Annotated in this window: 14 protein-coding genes and 1 pseudogene; 5 read left to right on the top strand and 10 right to left on the bottom strand. The window is 65.7% G+C overall.

Translation table 11 applies throughout. The features are described 5' to 3' along the window. Positions 1–213 precede the first annotated feature (213 nt). Both gyrA and H9L13_RS07720 read left to right on the top strand, forming a co-directional pair. Positions 214–2945 (top strand): annotated as a pseudogene (gene gyrA / locus H9L13_RS07725) (DNA gyrase subunit A). Between the two features lie 82 nt (positions 2946–3027). Further along, complete coding sequence (locus tag H9L13_RS07720; RefSeq protein ID WP_187537193.1) at positions 3028–3495, top strand: host attachment family protein; 468 nt, start codon at positions 3028–3030, stop codon at positions 3493–3495. Here H9L13_RS07720 and H9L13_RS07715 read toward each other — a convergent pair. From H9L13_RS07715 to H9L13_RS07700, 4 genes are all read right to left on the bottom strand, one after another. Further along, complete coding sequence (locus tag H9L13_RS07715) at positions 3492–3725, bottom strand: hypothetical protein (protein ID WP_187537192.1); 234 nt, start codon at positions 3723–3725, stop codon at positions 3492–3494. The genes H9L13_RS07720 and H9L13_RS07715 overlap by 4 nt on opposite strands. After that, positions 3674–4186 (bottom strand): hypothetical protein, encoded by a 513-nt coding sequence (locus H9L13_RS07710; RefSeq protein ID WP_187537191.1) that lies wholly within the window; start codon positions 4184–4186, stop codon positions 3674–3676. Before H9L13_RS07710 ends, H9L13_RS07715 begins: the two co-directional genes overlap by 52 nt. A gap of 85 nt (positions 4187–4271) precedes the next feature. Beyond that, positions 4272–4703 (bottom strand): DUF488 domain-containing protein, encoded by a 432-nt coding sequence (locus H9L13_RS07705; RefSeq protein ID WP_187537190.1) that lies wholly within the window; start codon positions 4701–4703, stop codon positions 4272–4274. Continuing rightward, positions 4700–5089, bottom strand: coding sequence for a VOC family protein (locus H9L13_RS07700; protein WP_187537189.1), 390 nt, complete (start codon positions 5087–5089; stop codon positions 4700–4702). Before H9L13_RS07700 ends, H9L13_RS07705 begins: the two co-directional genes overlap by 4 nt. Positions 5090–5129: 40 nt before the next feature. Here H9L13_RS07700 and trmFO point away from each other — a divergent pair, with 40 nt between their 5' ends. Beyond that, a complete protein-coding gene (gene trmFO / locus H9L13_RS07695) occupies positions 5130–6485 on the top strand; it encodes a methylenetetrahydrofolate--tRNA-(uracil(54)-C(5))-methyltransferase (FADH(2)-oxidizing) TrmFO (protein ID WP_187537188.1) in 1356 nt (451 codons plus the stop codon). On the opposite strand, the gene H9L13_RS07690 is transcribed toward trmFO, so the two are convergent. Both H9L13_RS07690 and H9L13_RS07685 read right to left on the bottom strand, forming a co-directional pair. After that, positions 6482–6898: a BLUF domain-containing protein gene (locus H9L13_RS07690; protein ID WP_187537187.1), complete on the bottom strand. Its 417-nt coding sequence runs from the start codon at positions 6896–6898 to the stop codon at positions 6482–6484. The two genes, trmFO and H9L13_RS07690, sit on opposite strands and share 4 nt — an antisense overlap. 46 nt (positions 6899–6944) lie before the next feature. Further along, positions 6945–7382 (bottom strand): EF-hand domain-containing protein, encoded by a 438-nt coding sequence (locus tag H9L13_RS07685; protein ID WP_187537186.1) that lies wholly within the window; start codon positions 7380–7382, stop codon positions 6945–6947. Between the two features lie 201 nt (positions 7383–7583). On the opposite strand from H9L13_RS07685, the gene H9L13_RS07680 reads away from it, so the two are divergent. Together H9L13_RS07680 and H9L13_RS07675 are read left to right on the top strand one after the other, a co-directional pair. Beyond that, positions 7584–8510, top strand: coding sequence for a hypothetical protein (locus tag H9L13_RS07680; RefSeq protein ID WP_187537185.1), 927 nt, complete (start codon positions 7584–7586; stop codon positions 8508–8510). Further along, the gene (locus H9L13_RS07675) at positions 8510–9433 is read left to right on the top strand and encodes a hypothetical protein (protein ID WP_187537184.1); all 924 of its coding nucleotides are present in this window, start codon (positions 8510–8512) and stop codon (positions 9431–9433) included. Before H9L13_RS07680 ends, H9L13_RS07675 begins: the two co-directional genes overlap by 1 nt. 1 nt (position 9434) lies before the next feature. Here the strand turns inward: H9L13_RS07675 and H9L13_RS07670 are convergent, their stop codons facing one another. From H9L13_RS07670 to H9L13_RS07655, 4 genes are all read right to left on the bottom strand, one after another. Continuing rightward, positions 9435–10067 carry a hypothetical protein gene (locus H9L13_RS07670; protein ID WP_223176438.1) on the bottom strand — a complete coding sequence of 211 codons (633 nt, stop codon included), beginning with the start codon at positions 10065–10067 and terminating at the stop codon, positions 9435–9437. Between the two features lie 40 nt (positions 10068–10107). Continuing rightward, positions 10108–11574, bottom strand: coding sequence for a pyruvate dehydrogenase complex E1 component subunit beta (locus H9L13_RS07665; RefSeq protein ID WP_187537182.1), 1467 nt, complete (start codon positions 11572–11574; stop codon positions 10108–10110). Continuing rightward, positions 11574–12620 (bottom strand): pyruvate dehydrogenase (acetyl-transferring) E1 component subunit alpha, encoded by a 1047-nt coding sequence (gene pdhA / locus H9L13_RS07660; protein ID WP_187537181.1) that lies wholly within the window; start codon positions 12618–12620, stop codon positions 11574–11576. The genes H9L13_RS07665 and pdhA overlap by 1 nt, the downstream gene beginning before the upstream one ends. A gap of 78 nt (positions 12621–12698) precedes the next feature. Continuing rightward, positions 12699–13010: an FtsB family cell division protein gene (locus H9L13_RS07655; RefSeq protein WP_187537180.1), complete on the bottom strand. Its 312-nt coding sequence runs from the start codon at positions 13008–13010 to the stop codon at positions 12699–12701. Positions 13011–13036: the final 26 nt, after the last annotated feature.

Raw genomic sequence — 13036 nt, 5'->3', positions numbered from 1 at the left:
CCCTCGCGCGCGTGTACACGCGCGCGGGGTGGCGCTCGCCCGGCGGATGTCCTACAACGTCCAGCGGGGCGGCGTTCCGCCTTCCAGTCCCCAGTACACCCATAGACGACAGGATTTTCCTTGGCTTCCGAACCGCCGGTCGACGACCGCTCCGACAGCATTCCGCCTTCGGGCGGCGACCCCGACATCGCGCCCATCTCCATCGTCGAGGAGATGAAGACCAGCTACCTCGATTACGCGATGAGCGTCATCGTCAGCCGCGCGCTGCCCGATGTCCGCGACGGCCTGAAGCCGGTGCATCGCCGCATTCTCTACGCCTGCCAGGAAGCGGGCTATGTCGCCGGCCGGCCCTATCGCAAGTCGAGCCGCATCGTCGGCGACGTCATGGGTAAATATCACCCGCACGGCGACAGCGCGATCTACGACGCCCTCGCCCGCATGGTGCAGCCCTGGTCGCTGCGCGTTCCACTGATCGACGGCCAGGGCAATTTCGGCTCGATGGATCCCGATCCGCCCGCCGCCATGCGCTATACCGAAGCGCGCCTCGGCAAGGTTGCCAACTTCCTCCTTGCGGACATCGACAAGGACACTGTCAACTTCCAGCCCAATTACGATGCGCAGGAGCGCGAGCCGCAGGTCCTGCCCGCGCGCTTCCCCAACCTGCTCGTCAACGGCGCGGGCGGCATTGCGGTCGGCATGGCGACCAACATCCCGCCGCATAATTTGGGCGAGGTCCTCGCCGCCTGCAAAGCCTATATGGACGATCCGGCGATCACCATCGAAGGCCTGATGGAACATGTGAAGGGGCCGGACTTCCCGACCGGCGGCTTCATCCTCGGCATGGCCGGCATCCGCAGCGCCTACACGACCGGGCGCGGGTCGATCCTCATGCGATCACGCTATACGGTCGAGGAAGGCCGCGGCGACCGTCGCTCGATCGTGCTGACCGCAATCCCCTACCAGGTCGGCAAGTCGGGGCTGGTCGAGAAGATCGCCGAGGCCGCCAAGGACAAGCGCATCGAGGGCGTGTCCGACATTCGCGACGAATCCAACCGCGAAGGCGTGCGCATCGTCATCGACCTGAAGCGCGATGCGACCCCCGACGTGGTGCTCAACCAGCTCTGGCGCCACACGCCGGCGCAATCGTCCTTCCCGGCGAACATGCTGGCGATCCGCAGCGGCCGTCCCGAGACGCTGACCCTGCGCGACATCATCGAAAGCTTCGTCAAGTTCCGCGAAGAGGTGATCACGCGGCGCTCCAAGTTCGAGCTGATGAAGGCCCGCGAACGCGCCCACATCCTGCTCGGGCTAGTCGTCGCGGTCACCAACCTCGATGAGGTAGTCAAGCTGATCCGCGGCTCGGCAAGCCCGGCCGAAGCGCGCGAGAAGCTGCTCGCCCGCGACTGGCCGATGGACGAGATCCGGTCCTACATCGCGCTGGTCGAGGCGGTCGAACCGCAATCGGGCGGCGCGGCCTATCGCCTGTCCGAAACGCAGGTGAAGGCGATCCTTGAACTGCGCCTCCACCGACTGACCGCGCTGGGCCGCGACGAGATTGGCGGCGAGTTGGCAGAACTCGCCAAAAGCATCGGCGAACTGCTTGAAATCCTGGCCAATCGCGTGCGCCTTTACGAAGTGATGCGCGCCGAGTTCGACGAAGTCGAAGCCGAATTCGCGACCCCGCGCGTGGCCGAGATCGCGCCTGCCGCCGACGGGATCGAGGACGAGGACCTGATCGAGCGCGAGGACATGGTCGTGACCGTGACCATGACCGGCTACATCAAGCGCACCCCGCTGGCGGTCTTCCGCGAGCAAAAGCGCGGCGGCAAGGGCCGTTCGGGCATGTCGACCAAGGACGAGGATGCGATCACCAACCTGTTCGTCACGTCGACGCACAATCCGGTGCTGTTCTTCTCCAACCTCGGCCGCGTCTATCGCAAGAAGGTGTGGCGCCTGCCCGAAGGCGGCCCCACCGCCAAGGGCCGGCCGATGGTCAACCTGCTGCCGCTGGCGGAGGGCGAGGTCATCTCGACCGTCCTGCCACTGCCCGAGGACGAAGCCGAATGGGGCGGCCTGCACATCATGTTCGCGACCGCGCACGGCACGGTGCGCCGCAACAGCATGGCGGCCTTCACCAACATCCCGACCGCGGGCAAGATCGCGATGCGCTTCGGTGCCGGCACCAGCGAGGACTCGGACGGCGACGACAGTGACGAGCAGAGCGACACCAGCGACCGCCTGATCGGCGTGTCCCTGCTGACCGAGGAGGACGACGTCCTGCTCGCGACGCGCAAGGGCAAGGCGATCCGCTTCCGCTCGACCGATGTGCGCGAATTCCAGTCGCGCACCTCCACTGGCGTGCGCGGCATGCGCCTGCTCGGCGATGACGAGGTCATCTCGATGTCGATCCTGCGCCGCATCGGCACCACGCAGGAAGAGCGCGAGGCATATCTTCGCTTTGCCCCGTGGAAGGGGAGAAGGAGGGTGAATGCGCGCTTGATGGCGACCGCTTCGCGGAAATGGCCGAACGCGAGCAGTTCATCCTGACCGTGACCGAAAACGGCTACGGCAAGCGCTCCTCGGCCTACGAATATCGCCGCACCAATCGCGGCGGCCAGGGCATCACCAATATCGATACGTCGGAACGCAATGGCCAAGTCGTCGCCAGCTTCCCCGTCCGCCAGGGCGAGCAGCTGATGCTGGTCACCGACCAGGCCAAGGTCATCCGCACCACGGTCGCCGACATCCGGATCGCCGGCCGCAATACGCAGGGCGTCACCATCTTCCGCGTCGCCGACAACGAACATGTTGTCGGCGTTGCCAAGATCGACGAGAGTGAGGATGACGAGCTCGACGGCGAGGATGCCGAACTGGCGCCCGATGACGGTGCCGTTGTCGACGAAAGCGAGCTGGAACGGCCCGCCGATCCCGATCCGGAGGCTTAGGGCGCGCCGCGCGTGCGACGAGTGACCGCAACCGTGCTGGTCGCGGGCCGTTCTTCAAGGGAGACTAAAGGAGAAACGATTCATGCCCCTTCCCCATCATGCCCTCGTTCTGGTCGCTGACGGCCGCAAGGTCCTGTTCTTCCGCAATCATGGCGATGAGAACCAGATCGACCTCAGGACCGAGGCTCATGACGAGCGGGAGGACCGCAAGGATTCCGACATGAAGACCGATGCGCCGGGCACGCAGCAGCAGAGCTTCGGCTACGGCCGCTCGACCTATGAGGAAACCGACTTCCACCAGCAGGAAGAGGACCGCTGGGTGAAGGACGCGGCAGACACGCTCAAGGCGCGCGCGCTGCGCAACGACTTCGATTCGCTGGTCATCGTTGCGCCGCCCAAGGCGCTCGGCGTCCTGCGCAAGGAACTGCACAAGGAGGTCGAGCGGCGCATCCTGTGCACGGTCAACAAGGAAATGACCGACCGGCCCATCCCCGACATCGAAGCATTGCTCGAGGCCGAAACCGCCGCGACCGCGCCCAGCGAAGTCTAGCCGCGCACCAGCCCGGCAGCCACCCGGCTCGCCAGGCGCACGCGCGCGTTGTTGCGCGCCGCATCAGGGTCGTCAGCACATTCATATCCGGCCGCATTGAAGATGCGCGCCGCGGCCTCGCGCCGCGCGGAATAGCTCAGTCCGCCGGTCTCGGCCGCGATGCTATCGATCAGCCAGTCTAGATCGGCTGGCTGGATCGGCTCAGCCGCCGGCTGGACGACGCGGGCCATGGTGCCACTTGCGGCGCGTTCCATGACGGGGGTTTCAACATGGCGTGCTGTACCGCCCCAAAAAGCGATCGCGCCCATGACCCACAGCCCGAAATAGCCGCTCCACGCGAGCGTCCAGCGGATGTTGCGCAGCGGCGGCAATGGGTCGGACGAAAATTGGTCGTCGCCAGCCGGACAACCAGGATCGCCAGCGTTGCCATGATGATCCAGCCAATCACCTTGCCCAATTCGATCCGCTCGAGCGTCTCGAGCTTCTTAAGCACCATCCAATAGGCGCCAGCACCCGCGGCCACCGCAATGGCGCGGCGGAGGCTGAGCAACATGGCCCATTCCTCTTCGACCATCGCCCCGCGCATTGCGAGGAAAGCGTAGCTGAAGAGTCCGAACAGGACGGTCAGAAGGAGGATGCGGCGACTAGGCGTGCTACCCGCCGCCAGCGGCGTGGCGATGCTCATGGACATGGCGCGGTCATAGTGCGCGCCGAACCGTGGCGAAATATGCGTTTTGCCCTATTCGACGAGTCCTGCATTGGCATCGACGAGCGTATCAGGCGAAGAGGTGTTCGACCTCCGCGCCCGCCGCGATAGCGTCGATCAGCATTGTTCGGTGGCAATGCGCCGGCTCTCGCTCGAAACACAGCAGGGCCGCAGGTTCCTCGCGCGCAAGCTCAAGCATCTGCGCACCTTGAGCGATGGCTTCTGGCAGTTCGAGTTGCCCGGCATAGATCCGTTCAAGGTCGGCATGGCGGCCCGCCCGCGCTGCGGCACGGCCCTCTGCGGGCGTGCCGAGCGCACGTAAGTGCACGTAATCGATACCCGCCTCCGCCAGGGCATTGCGAAGCGGCGTCTTGGAAAAGCCGGGCCGGCGAGAGTTGGGTACCGCGCGGACATCGATTACACGGACGACTCCGGCCCGTTGTAGCGCCGCGACAAAGTCAGGCACCGTGGCGCCCTCGTAGCCGATGGTGAAAATCTTCATTCGGCGGCGTAACAGACTGCTTCGATGTTCGCGCCGTCGGGGTCGTAGACAAACGCCGCATAATAGTTCGGCCCGTAATGCGGACGCAGACCCGGTGTACCATTGTCTCGGCCGCCTGCCTCCAGCCCGCGCGCGTGAAAAGCATCGACTTGCGCACGCGTGTCGGCTCTGAACGCAACGTGGGTGCCTTCGCCCGGGCGCTCCTCATCGGCGATCCAGAAGATCTTTTCTCCAGGCACGCCAAAGCCCAGCGCCGTCCCGCCGCTTTCGGTCTGCTCAGGCGTCGCTTCCATCTGTACCGACATGCCGAGGGCGCCCAGGGCAGCTTCGTAGAATGTCCTCGACCGCTCGATGTTCGAAACGGCAATACCCATGTGGTCGATCATGCTTTGCGCTCCTCTTCAGCGGGACTAGGAGAACGCGCACATGACGCAGCAGGTTCACATCATCGGCGGCGGCCTCGCGGGAAGCGAAGCCGCCTGGCAGCTGGCGGAAGCGGGCCTCCACGTGCGCCTCAGCGAGATGCGCGGCGGCGGCGATACGACCCCCGCGCACGACACCGACCGCCTCGCCGAAATGGTCTGCTCGAACAGCTTCCGCTCTGACGATGCCGAGAAAAATGCGGTTGGCCTCCTGCATCGCGAAATGCGCGACATGGGCTCGCTCATCATGCGCGCGGCGGACAAGCATCGCGTTCCCGCCGGCTCGGCGCTCGCGGTCGACCGCGACGCCTTCGCCGCGGAAGTCACGCAGGCGGTCGAAAGCCATCCCAACATCACTGTCGTCCGAGAGCGTATCGACGCGCTCCCCGTCCATCCGACGATCATCGCCACCGGCCCGCTCACCGGCTCGGGCCTCGCCGCGGCGATTGCAGCGGAAACGGGCCAGGACGCCCTCGCCTTCTTCGACGCCATCGCGCCGATCGTCCACAAGGACAGCATCGACATGGACGTCGCGTGGATGGCCGCGCGCTGGGACAAGGGCGGCAAGGATTACGTCAATTGCCCACTCGACCGCGAACAATATCAGGCGTTCGTCGCCGCGCTTAACGCGGGTGAGAAAACCGAATTCAAGGAGTGGGAAAAGGACACGCCCTACTTCGAAGGCTGCATGCCGATCGAGGTCATGGCCGAGCGCGGGGTCGAGACCTTGCGATTCGGCCCGATGAAGGGCGTCGGCCTCGACAATCCGCACACCGCGACCCCAGATCATCCGAACGGTCGCTGGCCCTACGCTTGCGTCCAACTTCGCCAGGACAATGCGCTCGGCACCTTGTGGAACATGGTCGGCTTCCAGACCAAGCTGAAGCATGGCGAGCAGGTGCGCATCTTCCGTACCATCCCGGGCCTCGAAAACGCCGAGTTCGCGCGATTAGGCGGCATCCATCGCAACAGCTTCATCAACTCGCCCCGCCTGCTCGATGCGCAACTGCGATTGAAGTCGAAACCGAACATCCGCTTCGCCGGGCAGATCACGGGTTGCGAAGGCTATGTCGAAAGCGCTGCAGTCGGCATCCTCGCCGCCCGCTTCGCCGCCGCCGAGCTCCGCGGCGAGACGCTTGCCCCGCCGCCGGTCGAGACTGCGATGGGCGCCCTCCTCGGGCACATCACCGGCGGCGCCGACGCCGAGACCTTCCAGCCGATGAACGTCAATTTTGGCCTCATGCCCCCGCTGGAAGGGCCCCGTGCCAAGAAAGGCGACCGTAAGAAGATGTACACGAGCCGCGCTAGGGCAGCCTTTGCGGCATGGAAAGAAGGGTCGAAGGTCGCCGAGCCGGCCTAGAGGCTGACGGTCCCGGAAATCGCCTCGGTCATCCGGATCAACCGCTCGCGCACCGGTTGGGCAATGGCCTCCGGCAAGCGGTCGGAGATCGTCTCCTTCGCCTCCAGATAGCTTCCGCTGACCCGCACCAGCTCCATCGACCAATCGGGGAAGCAGCGCTCCTCGATCTCGCGCTCTTCCCTGATCTCGATCGCGCTATGCCGCGGGTCGCGGCGCAAGCGCTCGACCAAGTCGTCGATCGCGTGTGGGGCGCCCTCGACGATCTGGAGGAAGTGCGTGCCATTGAAGATCAACAAGCCCGTGATGCCCTCGATGACATTCGAATCGCGCGCGCTGCGATGGATGTTCTCGAGATCGTCGGCATCCAAGTCGAGCCTTGCCAGGCTGGTGTAAGTCAGTGATTTCAGGCTCATTTCGCCCCTGTTATCACGCATTGGGACGGAAGCAAACGAAGCCGCCTCAACACGCGCACCGTTTCTTCTTGGGCGGCTTAGGCGCCGTGGTCGCGAACTCCGCCGGTGTCAGCCAGCCGGATCGGTCGCGGTCGGCGCCGGCGAATTTGTCGATGCTCTTCACCGCCCATTCGTCGAACGACAAGGTGCCGTTGCCGTTCTTGTCGAGCTTGGCGAAAGCCTTGCGGCGCGGCGCCATCTGCTCCTCGCGTTCGATCCGGCCGTTCTTGTCCTTGTCGGCGCGCGAGAAGCGTCGCTCCTCACGGCTTTTCGGCGTGGCCTCGGGCGCTTGCAGTGGGGCAGGTGCGGTCGACATCGACGGAACGTCGGTGACCGGTGGCGCCTGCGGCAGGCTCGGCGCCTCCTGCGCATGGGACTGCCAGATCAGGAAGGCGCCGGTCATCATCAGGAAGCAGGACGCGGCCCCGGCAAGAAAACGCAACATTCGGGAAACCCCCAAGGAATGGGAGATTCGGCGCGGGCAATGCTCTTCGGTCGGATGCCGCTTGTCAACGCGGGGCGCGATAGGCGACGTTGTGCGCGGGTCCGCGAACGTTCGTTACGGGAAGTGCCGGCGGCCTTGTCTTGGACGATCAGGGGAATGCTGGACGCACGCGCCACCGGCTCTCCCCGCGTAGGAGGCGTCATGCGATTGTATCTTCTGGCCGCGCCGCTTGCATGGTGGAGCTGCGCCGCCGTCGCGGCGACCGTCACGCAACCCAATCGCGAAGACGAAATCGTGGTTGTCGGCGAAACCATGAAGGAAGCGCAGAAGCAGGCGCAAATCTACGTCAACGAAGTGGGCATTGCGGCGGGGGAGCGGCCGACGGCGCGCTGGGTCGACCCGATCTGCCCCAAGGCAATTGGCCTTGCACCCGACAAGGAAGTGATCGTCCGCCGGCAGATCCGCGAACTCGTTCGCCAGGTCGGCGCGCCGCTGGGCCGCGAGGATTGCGCCGCCAACCTCCTCGTCGTCTTCACCGATGGGCCCGAAGCGGTCGTTGCCCGGATGACCCAGAAAGGCAGCGCGCTGCTTCGCGGCATGCCGGCCTCGGTCGCGCAGGAGATCCGGACGGGCGCGGCGCCGATCCGCTGGTTCTATCAGACCGACGTACGCTCGCGCGAAGGCATGGGATCGTCCGACGTCGTCAATCCCGCCTTGCTAACGGCCGTCAGCGGCCAGCCCGAAGGCCCAGCCATCCGCTACGGGGACGACGGTCTTCTCAACGTCAAAGGGTCCAGCCACATCGCGTCGCAATCGGTGCGCACGATCAAGCATGCGACGGTGATCGTCGATGTCCTGCGCGCCAAGGGCAACAGCCTGCGCGCGATTACCGATTATGCCGCGCTCGTCGGCCTTGCCGAAATCAAATTCGGTGCATCGCCGCAGCGGTCGATCCTGTCGATGTTCGATCCGCAGGCGCCGGTCAGCGAGCTTAGCAAGCGCGACGTCGCGATGCTTACCGGGCTCTACCGAATTCACCTCGACCGCCGCGCCGAGCAGCAGCGGCGCACGCTCGTCAACCGCATCCTCAAGACCGATCTCGAAGCCGAGGCCCGCCGGGCGCAGTAATGAAAGGGCTGCATGTGAGAAACGTCATCGTCCTCGCCGCGACCGCGGCGTTCTTCTTGCCCACCGCCGCCGCCGCGACATTGACCCAGGTGCCCGACGGCGAAATCGTCGTCACCGGCGAAACGCGCAAGCAGGCCGAGCGGCAGGCACAGGCCTATATCCGCCAATTGGGCGTCGCCAACGGCCATACGCAGGCGGCACGGTGGATCGGCGGCGTCTGCCCCCACGTGATCGGCATCCGGCCCGAACACGCCAAATTGGTTGAACGGCGCATCCGCGATATTGCAACGGGAGCCAGCGTGCCGCTTGCCCGCGAAGGCTGCCGGGGCAACCTCATCATCGCCTTCACCGATGACGGAAAGGCCGTCGCGCGGAAGATCTCGAAGATGGATTTGTCACCCGTCGCGCGCGTGTCCGCAAGCGAGGCGGACCGCATCAAGAACGGCGATCAGCCGGTGCGCTGGTGGTACAACATCAGCACCCAGTCGAGCGACGGCGCGGGCTCGGTTCCGCTCAGCCCGCCCGGCGCCGCCTTCGCCGATGCCAGCGGCAATCGCGCCGACCCTCCGATCAACGACCGCACCAGCGTGATCGCGCAATATAACAGCAGCCTGGTGAGCACGTTGACGGTGCGCGGGATCACTTCGGCGACGGTCGTGGTCGATGTCGAACGCGCAAGCGGCGCATCGCTCGCCTCGATCATCGATTATGCCGCGCTGGTCGGACTTGCCGAGATTCGCAACGGCGCGGCCCCGGACGGTTCGATCCTGTCGCTGTTCAAGCCGGCAGCGGCGCCCAAGGCGCTGAGCGGTAGGGACGAGGCGTTCCTCAAGGGGCTGTACAAGATCACGCTCGACCGCAAGGCCGATCAGCAGCAGCGCACATTGGTCGGGCAGATGATCAAGGAAACCGCCGCCAACTAGTTCAAGCGCGCGGAATTCGCCCCGTCACGCGATGACGCAGCAGCGCCGCGGCGCGCCGTGCCGTCCCTTCGCGCTCGAAATGCCCCGGCGCGCGACAATCGCGCGCGGCCAGCGCTGCCAGCATCGACAGCGGACGCAGGGCAACGGGAAAGCGCACGCCGCCCAGCCCCCGCGCAAATGTCCGCGCTTGGCTCACAAGCATGTCGCGCGACGGCGCGTCGCTGCAATGGCGCGCCGCATCGACCAGTGCCCACAACCCGCCCGCGCCTTCGATTTCGTCGTTTGTGCGGCCGAGCATTTGCGCGCCGAGCGCGAATAGCAGCCGCCCGCGAAACCAGATCGCCTCGGCAGTGCCCGCGTCCCACGGAAAGTCATCGAGCAACCGCAGCCAGCCATCCTCGAGCGCCGCCAGGTCGTGCCCGCGAACGCCGCGAGGTATCAGCGCGTGCGCGACAGCCTCGAGCCGCGGCTCACCTGGCGTGGCTTTGCCCTGATCGAGGTCCTCGAGCCGCTCGCGCCACCAGGCGAGCCGAATCCGGCCGAGCATTGGATCGGACGTCGAGCGAAGCACGTCGCCCATTGCGCCGTCGATCGCGAACACGGCCTCGATCGGGCCGCGGTGACGCGCGGGCACATAGGCGAAGGCCAGCCTTTTGTCGGGGCTGAGGCCCACGTCAGCGGTAGCAGACGGCCTTCACCGCCGCGACGACGTCGGCGGACTTGATCAGCGCCAGCTTCTCGAGGTTCGCGGCATAGGGCAGCGGCACGTCGGCGTCGGTCACGCGCATCACCGGCGCGTCGAGATCGTCGAAGCCCTCGGTCATGCAGATGGCGATGATCTCGCTGGCGATCGAGCAGGTCGGCCACCCTTCCTCGACGACCACCATGCGGTTGGTGCGCTTGAGGCTGGCCAGCACCGTCGCCTTGTCGAGCGGGCGCAGCGTCCGCAGGTCGATGACCTCGGCGTTGATCCCCTCGCCCATCAAGTCCTGCGCGGCTTCCAGCGCGACGCCGACGCCGATCGAGTAGCTGACGATGGTCACGTCCTTGCCCGGACGAACGACCCGCGCCTTGCCGATCGGAAGCACGTAATCGTCAAGCTCGGGCACGTCGAAATGCTGGCCGTAGAGCAGTTCATTTTCGAGGAAGACGACCGGATCGTCGCTGCGGATCGCGGCTTTGAGCAGGCCCTTGGCGTCGGCCGCGCTATAGGGCGCGATCACTACCAAGCCCGGCACGCTGGCGTACCAGGGCGCGTAATTCTGGCTGTGCTGCGCCGCGACGCGCGCCGCTGCGCCATTGGGGCCGCGGAACACGATCGGGCAGCGCATCTGCCCGCCCGACATGTAGTTCGTCTTCGCCGCCGAATTGATGATGTGGTCGATCGCCTGCATCGCGAAGTTGAAGGTCATGAACTCGACGATCGGCTTCAATCCGCCCATCGCCGCGCCCGCGCCGAGCCCGGCAAAGCCATATTCGGTGATCGGCGTGTCGACCACGCGCTTCGCGCCAAACTCCTGCAGCAGCCCCTGCGTGACCTTGTAGGCGCCCTGATATTCGGCGACTTCCTCGCCCATCACGAAGACGCGCTCGTCCTTGCGCATCTCCTCGGCCATGGCATCGCGCAGCGCCTCGCGCACCGTGGTGCTGACCAGCGCCGTACCTTCGGGCACTTCGGGCGCCGTCGGATTTTCCGCCGCATCCTCGACCAGGTCGCGCGCCGCGGTCTCCATCTTGTGCGGGGTCGGCGTCGCCTCGGCCTGCTGGGAAGCAGGTTGAGTCACACCCCCCGCCGACTGCCCTGAGCTTGTCGAAGGGCTGCCCTTCTCTTCGGACGGAGGCGAGGACAGGGCTTCGACAGGCTCAGCCTGGACGGGTTGAGAATTATCCGCCTCTTCCCCTTCACCAGCCAGAATCGCGATCGGCTGGCCGACCTTCACCCCGTCGGTCCCCTCGGGAACCAGGATCTTCGAGATCGTGCCTTCGTCGACCGCCTCGAACTCCATCGTCGCCTTGTCGGTCTCGATCTCGGCGAGGATGTCGCCCGAGGACACACTATCGCCTTCCTTGACCAGCCACTTGGCGAGCGTGCCTTCTTCCATCGTCGGCGACAGCGCCGGCATCTTGAGCTCGATCCCCATCAGTAGCTCTCCACCAGCACGTCGGTTGCGAGCTCAGCCGCCTCGGGCTCCGGCGCCTCTTCAGCAAACTTAGCAGCAGCCACGACGATGTCCTTGATTTCCTTGTCGATCGCTTTCAGCTCGTCTTCCTTGACGCCCATCGCCTGGAGGTCGCGCGAGGCATGGTCGATCGGGTCCTTGTGCTCGCGATAATCCTGCACTTCCTCGCGCGTGCGGTACTTGGCAGGGTCGGACATCGAATGGCCGCGATAGCGATAGGTCATCAGCTCGAGGACGATCGGTCCGTTGCCGCTGCGCGTCCACTCCAGCGCAACCTCGGCCGCGCCGCGCACGGCGAGCACGTCCTGCCCGTCGACGCGGAGGCCCGGGATGCGGAAGCTCTCGCCCTTCCGAAACAAGTCGGGCTCGCTGTGCGCGCGCTTCAGGCTCGTGCCCATCGCATATTGGTTATTCTCGATCGCGAAGATGACCGGCAGGTCCCACAGCTTCGCCATGTTGAAGCTTTCGAACACCTGGCCCTGGTTGACGGCGCCGTCGCCCATGTAGGTCAGGCACACCCCGCCATCTTCGGCATATCTATGCTTGAAGGCGAGGCCCGCACCGAGGGCCGCCTGCGCGCCGACAATGCCGTGGCCGCCGTAAAAGCCATGCTCGACGCTGAACATGTGCATCGACCCGCCCTTGCCCTTCGAAATGCCCGCGGCGCGCCCCGTCAGCTCGGCCATGATGACCTTGGGGTCGATGCCGTAGGCGAGCATGTGGCCGTGGTCGCGATAGCCGGTGATGACGCTGTCCTTGCCGACCGTCATCGCGCTCTGCAGGCCGACGCCGACCGCTTCCTGGCCGATGTAGAGGTGACAGAAGCCGCCGATCAGCCCCAGCCCGTACAGCTGTCCCGCGCGCTCCTCGAAGCGGCGGATGAGCAGCATTTCGCGATAGAATTGGAGCAGTTCGTCCTTGGTCGCCTCGTAGCGCTTGGGCTCGGGCGGCCGCGCGTTGGTGGACGGGGTCGAAGCAACGGCGGATTTCTTCGCGGAACGCGCCAAGGGCAAGCCTTTCGAAGAGCTTTCAGAAGCGGGCCGCCCCTATAAGAAAGCTGCGGCCAAGCGGCAACCGCTTGGCACCTATTCGAGCGGGATGATCACTTCGTCGGGGCGCACCAGCCCAAGGTCCTTGCGCACCAGTTCGTCGGCGATGTCGGGATCGGCCTTGCGCGGGTCGAGCAGTGCCGAGCGGTGCCGCATCTGCGCCCGCTGCGCCTCAAGGTCGGCAAGCTCAGCCTGGCGTTCCTTGAGCGCACGATGATAGCCGCCCCACGCGAGCAACCCATTCTGCCCCGCGACCGCATGGCCGGCAAAGGTGCCGACGACGATCAGCGCCAGCGCCGGCAGCGCCGACCGGCGAATAAGACCAAGGCTACGCGTCGCTCCCCCCATCGATTCGAGAGAATCACAGAGGAGTC

The organism is Sphingomonas lutea, assembly GCF_014396785.1.
In the GTDB taxonomy this organism is placed as follows: Bacteria; Pseudomonadota; Alphaproteobacteria; order Sphingomonadales; family Sphingomonadaceae; genus Sphingomicrobium; species Sphingomicrobium luteum.
The sequence above is the reverse complement of the archived record's forward strand: the minus strand, read 5'-3'. Positions and strand labels throughout refer to the sequence as shown.

Bases quoted from the DNA above. Each gene is read 5' to 3' on its own strand.
- H9L13_RS07690 (WP_187537187.1), bottom strand. From the start codon at position 6,898: ATGAGCCTGAAATCACTGACTTACACCAGCCTGGCAAGGCTCGACTTG.
- H9L13_RS07665 (WP_187537182.1), bottom strand. From the start codon at position 11,574: ATGGGGATCGAGCTCAAGATGCCGGCGCTGTCGCCGACGATGGAAGAA.
- H9L13_RS07715 (WP_187537192.1), bottom strand. From the start codon at position 3,725: ATGGCCCGCGTCGTCCAGCCGGCGGCTGAGCCGATCCAGCCAGCCGAT.
- H9L13_RS07710 (WP_187537191.1), bottom strand. From the start codon at position 4,186: ATGTCCATGAGCATCGCCACGCCGCTGGCGGCGGGTAGCACGCCTAGT.
- H9L13_RS07675 (WP_187537184.1), top strand. From the start codon at position 8,510: ATGAAAGGGCTGCATGTGAGAAACGTCATCGTCCTCGCCGCGACCGCG.
- H9L13_RS07720 (WP_187537193.1), top strand. From the start codon at position 3,028: ATGCCCCTTCCCCATCATGCCCTCGTTCTGGTCGCTGACGGCCGCAAG.
- H9L13_RS07705 (WP_187537190.1), bottom strand. From the start codon at position 4,703: ATGAAGATTTTCACCATCGGCTACGAGGGCGCCACGGTGCCTGACTTT.
- H9L13_RS07700 (WP_187537189.1), bottom strand. From the start codon at position 5,089: ATGATCGACCACATGGGTATTGCCGTTTCGAACATCGAGCGGTCGAGG.
- H9L13_RS07655 (WP_187537180.1), bottom strand. From the start codon at position 13,010: ATGGGGGGAGCGACGCGTAGCCTTGGTCTTATTCGCCGGTCGGCGCTG.
- H9L13_RS07680 (WP_187537185.1), top strand. From the start codon at position 7,584: ATGCGATTGTATCTTCTGGCCGCGCCGCTTGCATGGTGGAGCTGCGCC.
- H9L13_RS07685 (WP_187537186.1), bottom strand. From the start codon at position 7,382: ATGTTGCGTTTTCTTGCCGGGGCCGCGTCCTGCTTCCTGATGATGACC.
- trmFO (WP_187537188.1), top strand. From the start codon at position 5,130: ATGACGCAGCAGGTTCACATCATCGGCGGCGGCCTCGCGGGAAGCGAA.